We start from the raw sequence: 18,567 nt of genomic DNA, 5'->3' as shown, positions 1-18,567 counted from the left end.
ACCGTATCGAGCGCATGTTCGGCCACCTTAAGATCAACCGCGCCATCGCTACCCGATACGATCAACTGGCCAATAGCTTCCTTGGAATGGTCCATCTCGCAACGGCCAGATACTGGCTTAAATTTGTCCACGCCGCCTAGCTTTCGGCCAGAAAGGCCGGACCGTTCCCGGTCTGGCCTTTTCTGTCGCCGGTTGCCGGAGAATTGCCGGACGTAGCGGGCACAAAAAAGGGCGGCACCTGTGGCACCGCCCTTTTCCCCCTTTTTTGAACCAATCAGAATTTGGCGCGGATGCCGGTATAATAGCGCCGGCCCAGCACATCATAGGTGCCGTTGACGTTGCCGGGCAGGCCGCCCCAGACCGGCGGGCGCTTCACATCGAACATATTCTTCGCGCCGATATAGAATTCGAAATTCTCGATCGCCGTGAACCGGATCTGCATGTCGGTGTAGATTTTCGATTTAATGCGGAAATATTTGGAGTCCGGCACCGAACCGTCGGCAAGACGGTAAAGCGTCTGGAAATTTTCATAGTCCAGATATTGCGGCCCCATATATTCATTGTTGATGGTGACGCCAAAGACGTCATTGGCCCAATTGACGCCGACATTGACCGAATCCTTGGGCGTGCCCAGTTCGCCCTTGGTATTGTCATAGGCATCGCCCGTCAGCGCGCGGAACCCGTTTTTGAGCAGATGGGTCCAGGACGCGGACAGGTTCGCCCGGCCACCCAGCATTTCGTGGCCATAGTTGAGCGTAAAATCCAGTCCGCGGGAGAAGGAACCGCCGCTATTGATGAGGCCGCGCACCACCTGTTCCACCGAACCGATGCTGTATGCGCCCGACGCCACGGTGCGCCGCGTCACGAACTGGCAGAAATCCGCCTGCCCTTCACGATAGCATTTGTTGAGCACCGTCGCGGCGGGGACGCGGTTGATGGCGTCTTCCAGCTTGATGTCGAAATAGTCGGCGGTCAGCGTCAGGTTACGCAGCGCGTCGATCGACTTGGGGTTGATGACCAGACCCAGCGTCAGCGTCTTGCCGGTTTCTTCGCGAATATTCGGATTGGCCGCCGTCACCCCGCCGACGCCCGACAGGTCCGCCTGCGTCAGGCTGAACGATCCGTTCTGCTGAATATTGGCGAGAATACCGGGCACGGCGCGGCAATTGTCGGCGATCGATCCGGTGGTCGTCAGGGTGATGCCCTGACAGGGATCGGTGATGGTGACGATACCTGCGGCGGGCGCTGCGAACAGTTCGCCGATATTGGGCGCGCGCACCGCATGGGCATAAACCGCACGGAAACGAATATCCTCGACCGGCGCCCATTCCACGCCCGCATTCCAAGCGTAGAAAGTGCCGACAGTGGAATAATCCGACATGCGCGCCGCACCGCGCAGCGTCAGGCTGTGGAAGAAGGGCACATCCGCCAGCAGTGGCACGACCAGTTCGCCATAGGCTTCCTTGACGTCGAAGCTGCCCGCCGTGTCGGTCAACTGGACATAGCCGTTGCGCGCGGCGTTGGTCAGCGGATCGAAGATGTCGCGGCTTTCTTCCTTGCGATATTCAGCACCGACCGCGATCTGCACCGGGCCGCCCGGCAGGGTGAAAAGCGATCCGGTAAGGTTCGCGGCGGCCACATGCATGGTCTGTTTGGAGTCACGTTGCAGGCTGACCTGCAGATAATCGACCATCTGCTGCGTCAGCTTGCCATTGCCATAAACGTTGATCGGCACGCATCCCCGCGCCCGCGCATCGGCATTGGCGCAGACCGCGTCGGTCGTGCTGCCGTCCCGATCGAAATCATAGACGTCGGTGATGACCTGCAAGCCTTCCGCCAGATTATAGAGATTTGCGAGGCCCGACATGGACTGTTTCTGTTTGGTGAAGCCGTACTGATAATAAGCGTCGAACTTCCAGTTGCTGCCCAGATCCGCTGTGGTGCCGATGACGGCGCGGAAATTGTCGCGTTCGGTCGGGATGGTACGGGTGCCGGGCGCAAAGGCCGTCGTGCGAATGAGGAAGCTCAGATCCTTCAGGCCATCGCCGGTGCGGTCGGTCGCCGCGTCCAGAACCGCCTGCGGCACGAAGGGATTGTTCACCAGCACCGTCGCGCCATTGCCGCCGGGCACCAGTACGCGCGACTGGATGGGATAGAAACCGTTGGTGCCGGTGAAGGCACCCAGCGCGCTGTCGGTGCGCATCGGCGATGCTTCCATCCGCCCCTTCGTCACGACATTGGCATAGGTGACTTCGGAAAAGACGTTGACGCTGTCGCTGACGTCGAAATTGAAGCGTCCGGCAAAGGTGAAGCGTTCCGACGGCGACGCCAGCAGGCCCCATTCAGCGCGGTTCCAGCCATCGGTCGCGGCATTATAGGCGCGGAAACTGCCGTCCGGCTGGATCACGCGATTGGTTTGCGTCCCGATGACGAAGATGCCGCCGGGGCCGACGTTAGACGGGTTGTAGAAGGGCGTGAACAGATTCTGCGCCGCGGTCAGATTGGTCGCGCTGTTGCCCGCAACCCGCTGGATCGTGCCCTGACTGGTATAGTCGTAGCGGGAAAAGCTGCGGCCGCTGGCATCCACCGCGCCTTCGTTCACATAGCCGCCAAAGATCATGAAATTGCCGCGATCGTCGGCGAAATTCTGGCCATAGGTGGCGTTGAGCGCGATCTGGCGATCGTCACCCCGTTCGGAAATGCCGCCCTGCGCATTCAGTTGCAGCCCTTCGAACTTCTTCTTGTAGATGAAGTTGACGACCCCCGCGACGGCATCAGAGCCATAGACGGCCGACGCGCCGCCGGTCAGGACATCGACCCGCTCCACGAACGGCGTGGGGATCATCGACAGGTCGACCTGCGCCGTGCCGGGCACGCCCGCGACCGAGCGGCGACCGTCGATCAGCACCAGCGTGCGATCCGCACCCAGATTGCGCAGATTGACGGTGGAAAGGCCGGGGTTGGTGGAATTGGCGGTCGTGGTGCGGCTGAAGCCCGGCAGGCCGATGGCAGGGTTCTGCTGCAGGGCGTCCTGCACGTTGATGATGCCGTTGTTTTCCAGCGTTTCGGCGGTCAGCACCTGAAGCGGGCTGGGCGATGTCAGCGCGGGCGATGCGATGCGGCTGCCCGTCACGACGATGTCGGCGGGGCTGGCGCTGCCATCCTGCGCCTCCTGCGGGGCATCCTGTGCATATGCCGGAATGGCGAGCAGTGCAAAAGCCCCTGCCCCGCCAAGCCACATATGGCGCAGCGTACGGCTGCGTGAACGGCAGATGGATTCATCCTTCATGGTCATTCCCCTCCTAAAAATCTTCGTAAGGCCGCTGACTTTTTGTCCTGACGGCCGGGCAATCATGACGGCGCCGCTTAACGGGCGACCGTTGCGTCCCGTAATTTCGGTCGATTTTCATTGGCATGGGCGGGTTTGGCTCCGCCCATGGCGCTGGCCAGCGCCGCCTGCCACCCTGCCCTGATCCGCTGGCGTTCGTCCGGCGCCATGGCAGGGATCACCCGGTCGGCTTCTGCCGAAGGTTCGACCGGCGCGACCAGACCGATCGCATCGGCCGCCAGCCGGGCCACGCCCAGTGCGCTGGCTTCGGCGACATGGGGGCGCACGACGGGTCGGTCGGTAAGGTCCGCGAGCAATTGCATCAACAACGGGTTGCGGGTGGCGCCGCCATCAACGGCGATCTGCGGTACGGTAAGGCCAAGGTCCGCCTGCGTCGCGGCGACGACGTCGGCGATCTGAAGCGCGATCGCTTCCAGCGTGGCGCGGGCGATATGGGCGGGCTTCGTCCCCAGCGACAGGCCGGAAATCGTGCCGCGCGCTTCGCTGCACCAGTGCGGCGCGCCAAGCCCCACCAGCGCGGGCAGGAAAATAACGCCGCCATTGTCAGGCACGCTGGCGGCCAGCGCGGTCAGCGCCGCTTCGTCCGGCAGGCCGAGCAGGCCGCAGGCAAAAGCGGCGGCATGGCCGGAAATGGAGATATTCCCTTCCAGCGCATATTGGGTGACGCCGCGCCGGTGCCAGGCGATGGTGCTGGACAGGCCATGGACCGATCGCACCGGATGCGGCGTCGCGGTCATGATCGAGCTACCGGTGCCGATTGTCACCTTGGTCGCGCCGGGCTGCAATGCGCCATGGTGGAAAAGCGCGGCATGGCTGTCGCCCATGGCCGCATGAATGGGCGTGCTGGCAGGCAGCGGGGTCAGGCCGGCTGCAACGGTGCTGAAACGGCTGTCCGACCCGCGCACATCGGGCAACAGGCCCATCGGCACATCGAAGAGGCCAGCCAGCACCGGATCCCAGCACAGGGTGTTGATGTTGAATAGCTGCGTGCGCGATGCATTGCTGTAATCGGTTGCGTGCACCGTTCCGCCGGTCAGTTTCCAGATCAGCCAGCTGTCGATGGTGCCGCACCGCAATTCCCCCCGCGCGGCGCGTTTGCGGCCGCCCGGCACATTGTCGAGCAGCCAGCCAATCTTTGCCGCCGGGAAAAGCGGATCGATGCCAAGGCCGCTACGCGCGACGACGGCATCCTCATGCCCGGCTTCGCGCAGGGCGGCGCAGCGGTCCTCCGACCGGCGGCATTGCCACAATATCGCAGGGGCCAGCGGTTCGCCCGTATGCGCATCCCACAACACCACCGTTTCGCGCTGATTGGACAGGGCGAGCGCCGCAATTTCCGCATCGGGCGCGGCGGCGACCAGTTCGGCGATCAGCCCGGCGACCACTTCCCAGATGTCCGATGCGGACTGTTCCGCCCAGCCGGGCCGCGGATAGGCGACCTGCATTGGGCGGGAACGGGTGAGCAATATCTCCCCCGCCGCAGACACGAGCAACGCCTTCGTATTGGTCGTTCCCTGATCGATCGCCAGGATGACCGGGCGGCGCATCAGCGTGCCTTGACCGACAGCAGGTCGCGCACGGCGACCGCGATACCCTGAGCATTGAGGCCGAACCGGTCCATCAGCCAGGCGGCGGACCCGGTCGGCAGGAAGCCGGGAAAGCCCAGCACGCGCATGCGCACCGGATCATGGGTAGCGCAATATTCGGCGACCGCGCCGCCAAGGCCGCCATGGGCCAGCCCTTCTTCCGCCGTCACGATGGCGCCGGTCGCAGCAGCCTGCGCCAGCATATCGGTATCGATCGGCGATACCGTCGCCATGTTGATGACCTGCGCAGCGATGCCTTCGGCCGCCAGCGTTTCGGCCGCCGCCAATGCGCGGTGGACCAGCGTGCCGTTGGCGATAATCGCAACGTCGCCGCCTTCGCGCAGTCGCTCCGCCTTGCCGATGCGGAATTGCGCATGGTCGCGGGCGAGTTCGGGCACGGGCATGCGGCTGATGCGGATATAGACCGGGCCGTCATGCGCCGCCGCCGCCTTGATCGCTTCGGCAGTTTCCCATGGATCGGCAGGCACGATGACGGTCAGCCGGTCGATGGCGCGCAGCCAGGCAACATCCTCTATACTGTGATGGGTTGCGCCCAGTTCGCCATAGGCGACCCCGCTGGAAATACCGCACAGCTTCACATTGGCGTGGCTGTAGGCGCAATCCGCCTTGATCTGTTCCAGTGCGCGCGCGCTGAGAAAGCAGGACGCGCCGCTGACGAAAGGAATCTTGCCACCGTTGGCAAGGCCCGCGCCGACGCCGACCATATTCTGTTCGGCGATGCCGACATTGACCAGCCGTTTGGGAAAGCGATCGCGGAATTTGCCGAGCTTGGACGAGCCGACCGAGTCATTGACGACGGCGACGATCCGGTCGTCGGCGATCGCCAGTTCCTCGACCGTGCGGACATAGGCGTCGCGGCAGTCGAACAGGCCAGCGGGGGCAGCGGCGGCGCTCATGCCGTCATCTCCGCTTCCAGTTCGGCCAGCGCCTGCGCATATTGATCGGCATTGGGCACGCCATGGTGCCATCCGGCCTGATTTTCCATGAAGCTGACGCCATGTCCCTTTTGCGTGTTGGCGATGATGCAGAGCGGTTTCGACCGGGGCCGACAGGCGGCATCGAAGGTGGAGATCAGGGCGGCATGATCATGCCCGTCCACGCCCGCCACGTCCCAGCCAAAGGCGCGCCATTTGTCGGCCAGCGGTTCAAGCGCATTGGTGTCTTCGGTCGGCGCGCCCTGTTGCAGGCGATTGCGATCGACGATCACAGTCAGCTGGCCAAGGCCGCGATGCCCGGCGAACATGGCCGCTTCCCACATCGATCCTTCCTGCAATTCGCCATCGCCGGTGAGCGCGAAGACGCGATAGTCCGCCCCGTCGATCTGCGCCGCAACGGCGATGCCGACCGCAACCGGCAGCCCATGGCCGAGCGGCCCGGTATTGGTTTCGACGCCGGGCAGATAGGTGCGGTTGGGATGGCCATTGAGCCGCGATTCCGGTTTCAGATAGCTGTCGAGTTCCGATTCCGGGAAATAGCCCGCCGCCGCCAGCGCGGTATAGAGCGCGCCGGTGCAATGTCCCTTGCTCATCACGAAACGGTCGCGACCGGGGGCCGTGGGCTGCGCAGGATCGAAGCGAAGAATATCGAAATAGAGCGATGCGATGATGTCGGTGGCCGAAAGATCGCCCCCCGGATGCCCCTGCCCCGCGTCTACGATCATCTTCAGCAGGCGGCGACGCATCCAGTTGGCGCGTTCGCGGACATGGGCAGCGCGCATATCAGAACTTTTTCCGTTCCCCTGAGCGGGCGCGGACGCAAGCGGCATGGTCATCTGGCAAAACTCTCCCTGACGCCGATTCCTAGCGCAACACCCAAAAATACGCAAGGTTATAACTTTCGTTTTCTTTCGTTTCGAAAATCATTGAGAAAAATTGACAAATCTCGAAAGGCTCGATTAAGCTGATCGAAAGACCGCAGGCAGCGGTTTGTTATCGGAGAGCATCGTGCGCAGATCGCCCTTTTCCATGGACCGGAGGCCGGGCATGCCATTGTCCCGGACATCGTCATGGTGAAGGCGGATGGTGCGAAGGACGGCGCGCAGGGCCGGTTGCTGGGCGAAAGCAGACGCCTCAAGATATTGGAATGGTTGCAGGAAGAAGGCAGCGCGCGCGTCCGCACGCTGGCCGAAGCATTTGGCGTGTCGGAAGTGACGGTGCGTCAGGATCTGGAGAAGCTGGAAACCGAGGGCCATATCGAGCGCGAGCATGGCGGCGCGTTTCTGAAATCCGTGCCGCAACAGGTGCGGTCCATGGCGCTGGCCCATCAGGGGCATCTGGACGCGAAGGACCGTATCGGCCGCGCCGCCGCCGCGCTGGTCGGCAATGGCGAAACGATCATCCTGGACAGCGGATCGACCACCACCGCCGTCGCCACCCATTTGCTGGGGCGGCGCGACCTGACCGTCATCACCAACGCGCTCAACATCGCCCTGATGCTGGGCGCGGAGCCGGGTTTCGAAGTGCATATGACCGGCGGCCATTTCAAGGCGCCCACCCTGTCCCTGTCGGGCGAACGATCCGCCGATTATTTCAGGGGGCTGTATGTCCAGCGCCTGTTTCTGGCGACGGGTGCGATCGATATGGACGGGGGCCTGACCTATCCCGCGCTGTCCGACATCGCGGTCAAGCGCGCCATGATCGGCGCGGCCGAGCAGGTCTGTCTGGTCGCCGACAGCAGCAAGATCGGCCAGCGATCCTTTTCGTCGCTGGGGGGACTGAACATGGTCCATATTCTGATCACCGACAACGCGATCAGGGATGAAGACCGCAGGGCGATCGAAAATATCGGGGTGAAGATCATCATCGCCTGATCGCTTTTACCAGCGAAGACGGGCGCTCCGCCGGGGCGCCGCGACATGAACGGGATTGGAGAGGACAAGCATGGGCACACAGAAATTCGGCGCGGGCATCTGGCATTTCGCGACCTATGTCGATCGCTATGCCACCGATGGCTATGGTGCGCCCCGTTCGATCATCGAAATGATCGATCTGGCAGGGCAGGTGGACGACCTGTCCGTGGTCGACATCAATTACCCCTTTGCCGATCCGGGCATTTCGCTCGACAGCGTGGACGCGGCGCTGAAGCGCAACAGCCTGTCGGTCATCGGCATCACGCCGGAAATCTACACACGGCAATTTTCGAAGGGCGCCTTTACCAACCCCGATCCGGGCGTGCGCCGTCTGGCCAATGAAATGGTCAATGACGCCGCCAATGTCGTCCGCCGTTTCGGCGCGGACTATGTGAAGCTGTGGCCGGGACAGGACGGGTGGGATTACCCCTTCCAGTGCGACCATCGCAAATTGTGGCAGATGAGCATGGACGGCGTGGGCGAACTGGCCAGCCAGAACCCGGACCTGAAATTCGTCATCGAATATAAGCCACGCGAACCGCGCAACCATATGAGTTTCGACAGCGTGGCGCGCACATTGCTGGGCATCGAGAAAATCGGCCTGCCCAATATCGGCATCCTGCTCGATTTCGGTCATTCGCTTTATGGCGGGGAATCCCCTGCCGATGCGGCGCAGCTGGCGATCGACCATGGCCGGTTGTTCGGCATGGACGTCAACGACAATTTCCGCAGCTGGGACGACGACATGATCGCGGGGTCGGTGCACCCCATCGAACTGTTCGAATTTTTCTATACGCTGCGCAAGAACAAGTGGGACGGCGTGTGGCAGCTGGACCAGTTCCCGTTCCGCGAAGACAGCGTGAAGGCCGCCAACAGCGCCATCAGTTTCCTGAAGGTGATCGAACGCGCGCTCGACAAGCTGGACTTTGACGCGATGCAGGCGGCGCAGGACCGGCAGGATGCGGTCGCCGCCATGATGCTGGCGCGCGACGCCCTATTCACATCCTATTGAAAGAGGCCTGATGACTGTCCCCGTTGGAGAACTGCGCGTCGTCGATCTGCGCGCAGACTATCTGGTCGAACCGCTGGGGGTGGAGCGCCACCACCCCCGCCTGTCCTGGCGGATCGAAAGCGACGGCCGCAATGTGATGCAGCAAAGCTATCGCATCCGCGCATCTGCCGATCGCGAAGGCAACAGCCTGATCTGGGACAGCGGGGTGGTGGACGGCGATGCCTGTTTCGACATCCCCTATGGCGGGCCGGCGCTGCAATCGATGCAGCGCATCTGGTGGACCGTCGAAATCGGAGACAATCGCGGACGCAAGGCGCAGTCGATGACAAGCTGGTTCGAAGGTGGGTTGATTGCACCATCGGACTGGCAGGCGAGTTGGATTGAGGCGGAGGATGAAGGCGCGGCGGCCGACCGCGCCGCTGGGCTGCAATGGATATGGAGCGCCGATCCGCTCGACCCCGCCCCCCATGCGTTCCGACTGGATTTCGACGCGCCCGCCGACCTTGCCGATGCGGACATATTGCTGGCGGCCAAGGACAATCTGCTGGGCGTCTGGCTGAACGGCGAGGCGCTGACGCTGCCCGACATGGTTTATTGGGGCAGCCTGTTGCCTGTCGATGGCCGGGTAAGGGCTGGGCGCAACAGCCTGTGCCTGCTCGCCACAGCAGACACGACTGGATTTTTCCCTGTCGATGGCGGGGCCATGGCCGCGCTGATCCGGTTGCACCATGCCAATGGCGACATCGAACGGCTGGTCAGCGGCCCGCAATGGCGCGTGCGGACCGATCCGCCCGAAGGATGGACCGCAGCAGGGTTCGATGTGGTCGGCTGGGCAGCGGCGGAGCCATCGGCATCGCGCGCGCAGGGCGACCCCCGTCCCAAGGAACCGGGCATATGCCTGCGCACCGAATTTGACACGCGCGGGCCGGTGGTTTCCGCGCGCCTTTATGCGACCGCGCTGGGGGTCTATGAAGCGCGGATCAACGGCGCGCGCGTGTCCGACCATGTGCTGGCCCCGGAAATCAGCGTGGCGAAAAGCCATATTCTTTATCAATGCCACGACGTCACCGCGATGCTGCGTGAAGGCGGCAATGCGCTGGCCTTCACCATTGCCGATGGATTCTACGCCGGGGCCTTTGGCTGGCGGATGGAGCGATATGGTTTCGGCCCCGCCCCGCGCCGGTTGCTGGCGCAACTGCGCATCGATTATGCGGACGGGTCGATCGAATGGGTGCAGACGGGCAGCGACTGGCGCATCGGTGCCAGTCCCGTGGTGGAATCCGACATTTATGGCGGCGAAACCCATGATGCGCGGCTGGAGCAGCCGGGATGGGATCTGCCCGGTTTCGACGATGGCGCATGGCGCACCGTGCGCGTCGGGCAAGCGCCCGCAACGCAGCTGATCGCGCAGACATCGCCCCCGCTGCGCCCGACCCGGACCATGCGGGCGCTGTCGGTGACGGAGCCGGTGCCGGGCCGCTTCATCTTCGATTTCGGGCAAAATATGCCGGGATGGATCAGGATAGAGGCCAAGGGCGCGGCGGGCGACCGCATCACCATGCGCTTTGCCGAATTGCTGAACCCCGATGGCACGGCAGACCAGTCGAACCTGCGCCGGGCGGATTGCACCAACCATTATATTTTGCGCGGCGACCCGGACGGCGAAAGTTTCGCGCCGCGCTTCACCTATCACGGCTTTCGTTATGTCGAGGTGGAGGGCTATCCCGGCACGCCGACGCTGGACGACATCGCCGCCATCGTCGTCCACAGCGACTGCCGCGAAACCGGTGAGATGCACTTTGCGTCGCCGCTGCTCCAGCGCATCTGGAACAATGCGATGTGGAGCCAGCGGTCGAACTTCTTCGCGGTGCCCACCGATTGCCCGCAACGCGATGAACGCATGGGGTGGATGGGCGACATTCAGGTGTTTCTGGACGCCGCCGCCTTCAACATGGAGGTCGATCCTTTCATACGGCGGTTCCTGATGGAGGCGCGGGCTGCGCAGCGGCCGGATGGCGCCTACCCCATCGTCGTGCCGCAACCCCTGTCCTTCCCCGATGTGGTGACGGCGGGGTGGAGCGAGGCAGGCATCATCCTGCCCCATGGCCTGTGGCAACGGTATGGCGACACCGCCGTGATCGATGAAAATTGGGACGCGATGGAAGGATGGATGGCCTATGTCGCGCGCAACAATCCCGATCATATCTGGCGAAACGATCGCGGTCTGGATCTGGGCGACTGGCTGTCGGTCGATGCTGTCCTGCCCGACGACGAAACCACACCGCGCATTTTGTGCGCCACCGCTTACTGGGCCTATAGCGCGCAGTTGATGGCGGACATGGCGTGGGCAACCGGGCGTGATGCCGATGCAGCGCGCTATGGTGCGTTGCGCGATGCGATCGGGCGGGCCTTTGCCGCCGAACTGATCGACGGCGCGGGCAAAGCGGGCAATGGCAGCCAGTGCAGTCAGGTGCTCGCACTCTTCATGGCACTGGTGCCACCGGAACAGCGGGCGGCCGCTGCCGATATATTGGCGCAGGAAATAGGCGGTCGGGGCATGACATTATCGACCGGATTCCTGGGCACCCCCTATCTGCTGGACGTGCTGGCCGATGCGGGCAAGTGGGAGGAGGTCGTCGGGCTGATGCTCCAGACCACCTATCCATCATGGGGTTATATGCCCAGCGTCGGCGCGACCACCGTGTGGGAGCGGTGGAATGGCGATGTCGGCGACCTGTCGATGAACAGCTACAACCATTATGCGTTCGGCGCGGTGGTGGGCTTTTTCTATCGGCGACTGGCCGGGATCGCACCCGCAGCGCCGGGTTTCCGCCACATCGCGATCCGGCCGCTCTGGTTCCCGAAAGCGGGGGCGGTTTCGGCCCGCTATGACTCGGTGGCTGGCCTGATCGCAACGAAGGTCGACGGCGACGAGGCTGGCCTGTCCAGCCTGCATGTCACCATCCCCGCCAACTGCACGGCAAGCGTGGAACTGCCCGCGGGGCGCTGGTGCGAAGGCGGTGCTATCGTCGAGGGACAGACCGTCGCACTGGGTTCGGGCGACTATCGCTTCATCCGCGCATAAGGCGGCCTGACACGAAAAGGGAGCTCTGGCGGCATATTCGCCAGCGCTCCCTTTTCCTTCAAACGCCGGTCAGGCCAGCTTGCCGAGCAGGCTGTCCACCGCGACCTTCGCATCGCCATAGAACATGCGGGTATTATCCTTGTAGAAGAGCGGATTTTCGATACCCGAATAGCCGGTGCCCTGCCCGCGCTTCGACACGAACACCTGCTTGGCCTTCCACACTTCCAGCACCGGCATGCCGGCGATCGGCGAGTTGGGATCGTCCTGCGCCGCCGGGTTGACGATGTCGTTGGAGCCGATGACGATCACCACATCGGTGGACGGGAAATCATCGTTGATTTCGTCCATTTCCAGTACGATGTCATAGGGCACCTTCGCTTCGGCGAGCAGCACGTTCATGTGCCCCGGCAGGCGTCCGGCGACGGGATGGATGGCGAAACGCACGTCCTTGCCAGCCGCGCGCAACTTACGCGTGAGTTCGCTCACTGCCTGCTGCGCCTGCGCCACGGCCATGCCATAGCCCGGCACGATGATGACACTGTCGGCTTCGTTGAGGGCGGCAGCGACGCCATCGGCATCGATTGCGACCTGTTCGCCCTCTATCTCCGCGGCCGGGCCGGTCGTACCGCCAAAGCCGCCAAGGATGACCGACACGAAGGAACGGTTCATCGCCTTGCACATGATGTAGCTGAGGATCGCGCCTGAAGAGCCGACCAGCGCGCCGGTCACGATCAGCAGGTCATTGCCCAGCGTGAAGCCGATGGCCGCCGCCGCCCAGCCCGAATAGCTGTTCAGCATCGACACGACGACGGGCATATCCGCCCCGCCGATCCCCATGACGAGGTGAAAGCCGATAAACAGCGCCAGCAGCGTCATGGCGATCAGCACGGTCAGTTCGCGACCCTCTACGCCGATATTGCCGACATACATGATCATCAGCGCCAGCGAAGCGATGGCGGCGGTCGCATTCAGCACATGGCCGCCGGGCAGCTTCTTCGCCTTACCGTCCAGCTTGCCGGCTAGCTTCCCGAAGGCGACGATTGACCCGGTGAAAGTCACCGCGCCGATGAAGATGCCCAGAAACTCCTCGACCTTGAGGATATTGATTTCGACCGGCGTCTTGTGCGCCAGAACGCCCGCAAAGCCGGTCAGCGCCGCGCGAGCCGCCGGATCGAGCGCGTTCACCGTTTCCAGTTCGAAATGCGCGTTATAGCCGATGAAGACGGCGGCCAGCCCCACGAAGCTGTGCAGCGCCGCGACGAGTTGCGGCATTTCGGTCATCTGCACGCGCACCGCCACGATCCAGCCGATGACAGCCGCGACGGCAAAGGTCGCGACCACGATCGGCAGATTGGCGGCACCGGGACCGAACAGTGTCGCCACGACCGCGAGCGCCATGCCAGATATGCCGTACCACACGGAGCGTTTGGCGCTTTCCTGATTGGACAGGCCGCCAAGCGAAAGAATGAAGAGGACCGCAGCGGAAAGATAGGCGGCAGACACCACACCAATATCGAACATGGATCGTCCCCCCTTACGACCGCTGGAACATGGCAAGCATCCGGCGCGTGACCAGGAAGCCGCCAACGATGTTGATCGAAGCGATCAGGATGGAAATCGTCGCCAGAACAAGGACGATCGTGCTGGACGATCCGACCTGAAGCATGGCGCCCACCACGACGATCCCCGAAATCGCGTTGGTCACCGCCATCAATGGCGTATGCAGCGCATGGCTGACGTTCCAGATGACCTGAAAGCCCACGAAGCAGGCCAGCACGAAGACGATGAAGTGCGCCATGAAACTGGCAGGCGCCACCGCACCAACCGCCATCAGCAGCACCGCGCCCACGATCAGCAACGTCACCTGCGACCGGGTCTGCGCCTTGAACGCGGCGACTTCCTTCGCGCGCTTCTGTTCAGGCGTCAGTTCTTCCGCCTTGGGCTTGGGCTTTTGGGCCGCGATCGCCTTGATCCTGGGCGGCGGCGGCGGGAAGGCCAGTTCCCCCTGATGAGCGATGGTCGCGCCGCGGATCACGTCATCCTCCATATCATGGACGATCACGCCGTCCTTGCCGGGCGTCAGATCCGCAATCATGTGGCGGATATTGCTGGCGTAAAGCGTGCTGGACTGCGTCGCCATGCGACTGGGGAAGTCGGTATAGCCGATAATCGTGACGCCATTGTCGGACACGATCTTTTGGTCCGCCACGGTCAGTTCGCAATTGCCGCCACGTTCGGCCGCCAGATCGACAATGACCGAACCGGGGCGCATGGCTTCCACCATGTCCTTCGTCCACAATAGCGGCGCATCGCGGCCAGGGATAAGCGCGGTGGAAATGACGATGTCGACATTGGGCGCGAGTTCGCGGAATTTCCTGAGCTGCGCTTCGCGAAATTCCGGGCTGGACGGGGCCGCATAGCCACCGGTGGCCGCGCCGTCCTGCTGCTCCTCCGAAAAATCGAGATAGACGAATTCCGCGCCCATGGATTCGATCTGTTCGGCAACTTCTGGCCGAACGTCGAAGGCGAGCGTGATGGCACCCAGCGACGTCGCCGCGCCAATGGCCGCCAGCCCCGCGACGCCCGCGCCGATCACCAATACGCGCGCCGGGGGCACCTTGCCCGCCGCAGTCACCTGTCCCGTGAAGAAGCGCCCGAAATTCGCGCCCGCTTCTATCACCGCGCGATAACCGGCGATGTTCGCCATGGACGACAGGGCATCCATTTTCTGTGCGCGCGATATGCGCGGCACCATGTCCATCGCCAGCGCATTGGCGCCGGTGGCGACGACATCGTTCAACGCATCCGCACGTTGGCCGGGATAGAAGAAGGAGATCAGCGTCTTGCCGGATTTCAGCTGCGCGGTTTCGGCGGATTCGGGCGGCCGGACCTTTACGACGACATCTGCATTGGACCACAGATCCTGCGCGGTCGGCACGATGGTTACCCCTGCGGCGCGATAGGCATCGTCCGCAAAACCGGCCTTGTCCCCTGCCCCGCTTTCGATCAGGCATTCATGACCGAGTTTCTGCAATTGCAGCGCGCTGTCGGGCGTCAGCGCGACGCGCGCTTCGCCATCAGCAACCTCTTTTGGTGCACCTATCCTCAAGCTGTCCTCCTCCCCATTTTCTGATGCTGCCAATCTCCGTTCCGCCGCGCAATTGGCAGAATGGGCGATACCCCGTCGGCTGATACGGGTGTCGCCATTCCATCCCACGGCGTCGCGCCTTGGCTCCGCATGTCGGCTATATCCTGTCAGAACGCGCCGGCGAAGGAAATGGCAATGTCGCTTCCTCTCCTCCCGATTGCTTGATCCGGCAGGCGTGGCAGGAAGCCAGTCATCATGATGAGGCGCAGATCGGCCGCTTTATCGGGTTCCCGCATGGGGTGGCCGAGATGTGGCGGGCTGATATGCCCATAAGGTTGGCGGCGCGCCGACATACAGTGTCGGCTGAAGACGACGCGCCGTCCCACAAAAAAGGCCGGGCCATTCCGCAAGGGAGAATGGCCCGGCCTTTTCCGATCAGGCTTTAGAAGGACGCCTTTGCGCCGACCCGGAAGGAGCGGCCCAGAATCGCGGATTCACCGACGATCGGATTGTAAAGATAGGCGCCATAAGTGGCGGCATCGATCGGCGGCTTGTTGTTGAAGACGTTCATGACGTTGGCATAAAGTTCGAACTGGTCATTGACCTTGATCGTACCGGTCATGTCGACGCTGATGAACGATTTCACACGGCAACCCTGATAGGCGTCGCCGTTATAGTTGGTCGGCACCAGACTGCAGTCACCGGCCACGCTGCCCTGATCTTCCGCCGAATAATCATAGCCGCCGGTATAATAGGCCGTCGCGCTGATCGAACCACGCCCGAAATCGAGCGTGTTCTGCCAGCTGCCACGCCATTGCTGCGTGCCGGACCCTGCGGTCAGGTTGAAGTTGCCCAGCGTGTCGACATAATGTTCGACGCGGCCGCCGGGATATTCGGTGTTCAGCTTGATGATATAGGTCGCATCGATCGACGACGAGAAGGTGATGTTGTCGTTCAGACGGAATTTGCCGGTGGCATTGAAGTCCAGACCCGACGTCTTGATCGTGTTCGCGTTGATGAAGCTGCCCTGGACGAACGCGATGCGGCGCTGCGCATCGGGATGGTTCTGGTCGACTTCGTCGGTGATCACGGTCACGCCGTCATAACTGGTTTCGCCCGTCGCATAATAATTTGCGATGGCGCCGGAGAAATCGACCGAGGTGATCGCCCCGGTTTTCCGGATGTTATAATAATCGACGCTGAACGACAGATTGTTCGTCGGGGTGAAGACCGCGCCCAGCGTGATGTTGCGCGACTTTTCCGCCTTGAGTTCCGGATTGCCGACCGTCGTCTGCCCGATCGAATAGGTGGTCACATAATTATTATACGACCCGTCGGCGTTCAGATGCTGGTTGAGATAGGAGTCCGGCATCGTACCCAGCGACTGGGTGACATAGCCGGTGGTGGGCAGAGCGCCCATTTCAGCGAAGCTGGGTACGCGGAAACCGCGCGAATAGGTGCTGCGGATCATCAACTGACGGAAAGGCTTGAACTTCGCGCCGAATTTGGGGGCGAAATTATCCTGTCCGGTGGAATAATGATCGTAACGGCCCGCCGCATTGAGTTCCAGCTGATCGACGATCGGCGCGTTGACTTCGAAATAGGCCGATTCAACGTCACGATGCCCCTTGGCGCCGAAGGCGTTCAGACGGAAATAGCGTTCCGTGGGACCATTATAGTCGGGGTTGCCGCTGGGATTATTGAGCGATTCATAGCGTGCCGCCACGCCGACGGCGACCTGAAGCGGGCCACCGGGCAGGTCGAACACGTCCTTCGACAGGCTCGCCTGACCCTGATAAAGCTGGGTCTTGCTGTGGTTGATGAAGGTCGGCGTCAGATAGTCCAGCGTTTCCTGCGACGTCGCCGAAGGGTTCATGAAATTATAGGAACCGTCCGCAATCACATCCAGCAGATGCTGGATGTAGACATAGCCGTCAGCCTTGGTCTTCAGCTTGGAAACCATGGCGGTGGCATCGGCCTGATAATGCCAGCCTTCGCCAAAATCGCCCTTGATGCCGGCCGCGCCACGGAAGACCTGGCTGACCGATTCATTATATTCGGTGCTGGTCGGCAGGCGGCCGATGATGGCCGCTTCCTGTCCCTGCGCTGCAAAGGGATTGTTGGGGTTCAGTGTGCCATTGGTCGCATCGCAGGCGGTCGTGCCACGGGCGCAGACATAGACCGGCAGACGCAGCAGGGTCGAACCCGACGAAGTGGAATAAGCGGGATTTTCGATACCGGCCGGAGCATTCGCACGGATGGTCGATGCAAGGCCGGTGTAGGACGACTTGCTGTTTTCATAATTGAGTTCGAGATAGGCTTCGGCACTGTCACCGATCATCTTGGTGAAGCGGCCCGAAATGCCCCAGCGCTGCTGTTCCGGCAGCACCTGCCCATAATCATGGGTGATGTCCTGCTGACACACGGTCCGCGGCGCGATGGCGTTATCTTCGCTATTATATTCGGCGTCGGTCAGCGTGTAGGGCGTCAGGCTGCCGCAACCTGCGGCGGCATTGAGCAGCTGATAACGGCCGGTGCCCAGATTGGTCGCCGGGTCGAACGGCCGGACCATGAACACGTTGGTCGCGGTCGAAAGGCCGGTAAAACCGATTGCGGGGTCCACGCCGTTGGCGATATTGTTGGGACCGCACACGCCATCATGGCAGATGCCGGACTGGTTGTCGCTATTGTAGGGATAGCCAAGGTCGCGGTTATAGACCGCGTTGCTCTTGAGATAATGGCCGCTGATATAGGCGTTGAAACCGTCTTCGGACAGGTCGCCATAGCCATAGGTGGCGGACAGGCGCTGGTTGGCGCCATAGCCCTTTTCGCTGACCCCGGCTTCGGCCTGAAGGTGCAGGCCCTTCACTTCGCGCTTCGTGATGATGTTCACCACGCCTGCCACGGCGTCCGCGCCATAGGTGGCCGATGCGCCGTCCTTGAGCACCTGAACCCGTTCGACAATCGCGTCGGGAATGGTGTTCAGATCGACGAAGTTGCGCGTGCCGTCATCCGCCAGCGGATAATAGGCCGAACGCAGGCCATCGAACAGCACCAGCGTCGAGGACGTGGTCAGGCCACGCAGCGATACCGCCGACGCGCCGCCCGCAAAGGCGCCGTTGGCCGAGAAACCGTTGGTCAGTGCCGGGCCATTATTGGCCGACAGGCTCTGAATGCCCTGTTGAACCGTGGTGATGCCGCGTACGGCCAGATCTTCGGCCGATACGGTGGTGATGGGCGACATGGTCAGCTTGTCGGTCTGACGCAGCAACGAGCCGGTCACGACGATCGTGTCTTCAGGTTCGGCAGCAGCCTGCGGCGCGGCATCCTGTGCGAAAGCGGAACCATGGCTGATCATCGTGGCAAGAATTGCAGGCGCGACTCCGCCTCGCAGCAATGCGATAAATCCAAACTTCTTCAAGATTTCCAGTCCCTTATCTGGAGATATGGATGTGCCGACCGTTGAAAACGATAACACCGGATGCGGTGTGGCAACGCCGCATGCGTGACGCCTACACGCCGCGGATGCAAACCCGTTCTGATTGAAAACCGGTCCTTTATCGCAATGTGTCTCACTA

At 62.4% G+C, this 18,567-nt stretch carries 11 protein-coding genes; 4 read left to right on the top strand and 7 right to left on the bottom strand.

Annotation, left to right across the window (positions count from 1 at the left end; translation table 11 throughout):
- The first annotated feature begins 14 nt into the window (after positions 1–14).
- Positions 15–140 (top strand): transposase, encoded by a 126-nt coding sequence (locus ACOJSJ_RS18405; RefSeq protein ID WP_037482006.1) that lies wholly within the window; start codon positions 15–17, stop codon positions 138–140.
- 134 nt (positions 141–274) lie between these two features.
- Here ACOJSJ_RS18405 and ACOJSJ_RS18400 read toward each other — a convergent pair whose 3' ends face one another.
- The 4 genes from ACOJSJ_RS18400 to ACOJSJ_RS18385 form a co-directional block, all read right to left on the bottom strand.
- Positions 275–3,289 carry a TonB-dependent receptor domain-containing protein gene (locus tag ACOJSJ_RS18400; protein ID WP_420146407.1) on the bottom strand — a complete coding sequence of 1,005 codons (3,015 nt, stop codon included), beginning with the start codon at positions 3,287–3,289 and terminating at the stop codon, positions 275–277.
- Positions 3,290–3,366: 77 nt separating this feature from the next.
- Positions 3,367–4,896 carry an FGGY family carbohydrate kinase gene (locus ACOJSJ_RS18395; RefSeq protein WP_420146406.1) on the bottom strand — a complete coding sequence of 510 codons (1,530 nt, stop codon included), beginning with the start codon at positions 4,894–4,896 and terminating at the stop codon, positions 3,367–3,369.
- Positions 4,896–5,852, bottom strand: coding sequence for a transketolase family protein (locus ACOJSJ_RS18390; protein WP_420146405.1), 957 nt, complete (start codon positions 5,850–5,852; stop codon positions 4,896–4,898). The genes ACOJSJ_RS18395 and ACOJSJ_RS18390 overlap by 1 nt, the downstream gene beginning before the upstream one ends.
- Entirely contained in the window at positions 5,849–6,673 is an 825-nt protein-coding gene (locus tag ACOJSJ_RS18385) for a transketolase (protein ID WP_420146404.1), read from the bottom strand. Before ACOJSJ_RS18385 ends, ACOJSJ_RS18390 begins: the two co-directional genes overlap by 4 nt.
- 288 nt (positions 6,674–6,961) lie before the next feature.
- Here ACOJSJ_RS18385 and ACOJSJ_RS18380 point away from each other — a divergent pair, with 288 nt between their 5' ends.
- From ACOJSJ_RS18380 to ACOJSJ_RS18370, 3 genes are all read left to right on the top strand, one after another.
- The gene (locus ACOJSJ_RS18380; protein WP_420146403.1) at positions 6,962–7,765 is read left to right on the top strand and encodes a DeoR/GlpR family DNA-binding transcription regulator; all 804 of its coding nucleotides are present in this window, start codon (positions 6,962–6,964) and stop codon (positions 7,763–7,765) included.
- Between the two features lie 70 nt (positions 7,766–7,835).
- On the top strand, positions 7,836–8,816 hold the full coding sequence (locus ACOJSJ_RS18375; RefSeq protein WP_420146402.1) for a sugar phosphate isomerase/epimerase family protein: 981 nt from the start codon (positions 7,836–7,838) through the stop codon (positions 8,814–8,816).
- A 10-nt stretch (positions 8,817–8,826) separates the two neighbouring features.
- The gene (locus ACOJSJ_RS18370; RefSeq protein ID WP_420146401.1) at positions 8,827–11,901 is read left to right on the top strand and encodes a family 78 glycoside hydrolase catalytic domain; all 3,075 of its coding nucleotides are present in this window, start codon (positions 8,827–8,829) and stop codon (positions 11,899–11,901) included.
- Positions 11,902–11,970: 69 nt separating this feature from the next.
- Here ACOJSJ_RS18370 and ACOJSJ_RS18365 read toward each other — a convergent pair whose 3' ends face one another.
- The 3 genes from ACOJSJ_RS18365 to ACOJSJ_RS18355 all read right to left on the bottom strand — a co-directional run bounded on the left by ACOJSJ_RS18365 (position 11,971) and on the right by ACOJSJ_RS18355 (position 18,410).
- A complete protein-coding gene (locus ACOJSJ_RS18365; RefSeq protein WP_420146400.1) occupies positions 11,971–13,422 on the bottom strand; it encodes an NAD(P)(+) transhydrogenase (Re/Si-specific) subunit beta in 1,452 nt (483 codons plus the stop codon).
- Positions 13,423–13,435: 13 nt separating this feature from the next.
- Positions 13,436–15,010 carry a Re/Si-specific NAD(P)(+) transhydrogenase subunit alpha gene (locus ACOJSJ_RS18360; protein WP_420146399.1) on the bottom strand — a complete coding sequence of 525 codons (1,575 nt, stop codon included), beginning with the start codon at positions 15,008–15,010 and terminating at the stop codon, positions 13,436–13,438.
- Between the two features lie 421 nt (positions 15,011–15,431).
- Positions 15,432–18,410 (bottom strand): TonB-dependent receptor domain-containing protein, encoded by a 2,979-nt coding sequence (locus ACOJSJ_RS18355; protein ID WP_420146398.1) that lies wholly within the window; start codon positions 18,408–18,410, stop codon positions 15,432–15,434.
- Between the last annotated feature and the right edge of the window lie 157 nt (positions 18,411–18,567).

Source organism: Sphingobium sp. (assembly GCF_048594625.1).
Lineage (GTDB): Bacteria > Pseudomonadota > Alphaproteobacteria > Sphingomonadales > Sphingomonadaceae > Sphingobium.
This window is presented reverse-complemented; position numbering and strand designations above follow the sequence as displayed.

What these genes read in the sequence shown, in the direction of transcription:
- ACOJSJ_RS18370 (WP_420146401.1), top strand. Translation starts at nt 8,827, where the DNA reads ATGACTGTCCCCGTTGGAGAACTGCGCGTCGTCGATCTGCGCGCAGAC.
- ACOJSJ_RS18405 (WP_037482006.1), top strand. Translation starts at nt 15, where the DNA reads ATGTTCGGCCACCTTAAGATCAACCGCGCCATCGCTACCCGATACGAT.
- ACOJSJ_RS18390 (WP_420146405.1), bottom strand. Translation starts at nt 5,852, where the DNA reads ATGAGCGCCGCCGCTGCCCCCGCTGGCCTGTTCGACTGCCGCGACGCC.
- ACOJSJ_RS18375 (WP_420146402.1), top strand. Translation starts at nt 7,836, where the DNA reads ATGGGCACACAGAAATTCGGCGCGGGCATCTGGCATTTCGCGACCTAT.
- ACOJSJ_RS18385 (WP_420146404.1), bottom strand. Translation starts at nt 6,673, where the DNA reads ATGCGCGCTGCCCATGTCCGCGAACGCGCCAACTGGATGCGTCGCCGC.
- ACOJSJ_RS18380 (WP_420146403.1), top strand. Translation starts at nt 6,962, where the DNA reads ATGGTGAAGGCGGATGGTGCGAAGGACGGCGCGCAGGGCCGGTTGCTG.
- ACOJSJ_RS18400 (WP_420146407.1), bottom strand. Translation starts at nt 3,289, where the DNA reads ATGAAGGATGAATCCATCTGCCGTTCACGCAGCCGTACGCTGCGCCAT.
- ACOJSJ_RS18395 (WP_420146406.1), bottom strand. Translation starts at nt 4,896, where the DNA reads ATGCGCCGCCCGGTCATCCTGGCGATCGATCAGGGAACGACCAATACG.
- ACOJSJ_RS18365 (WP_420146400.1), bottom strand. Translation starts at nt 13,422, where the DNA reads ATGTTCGATATTGGTGTGGTGTCTGCCGCCTATCTTTCCGCTGCGGTC.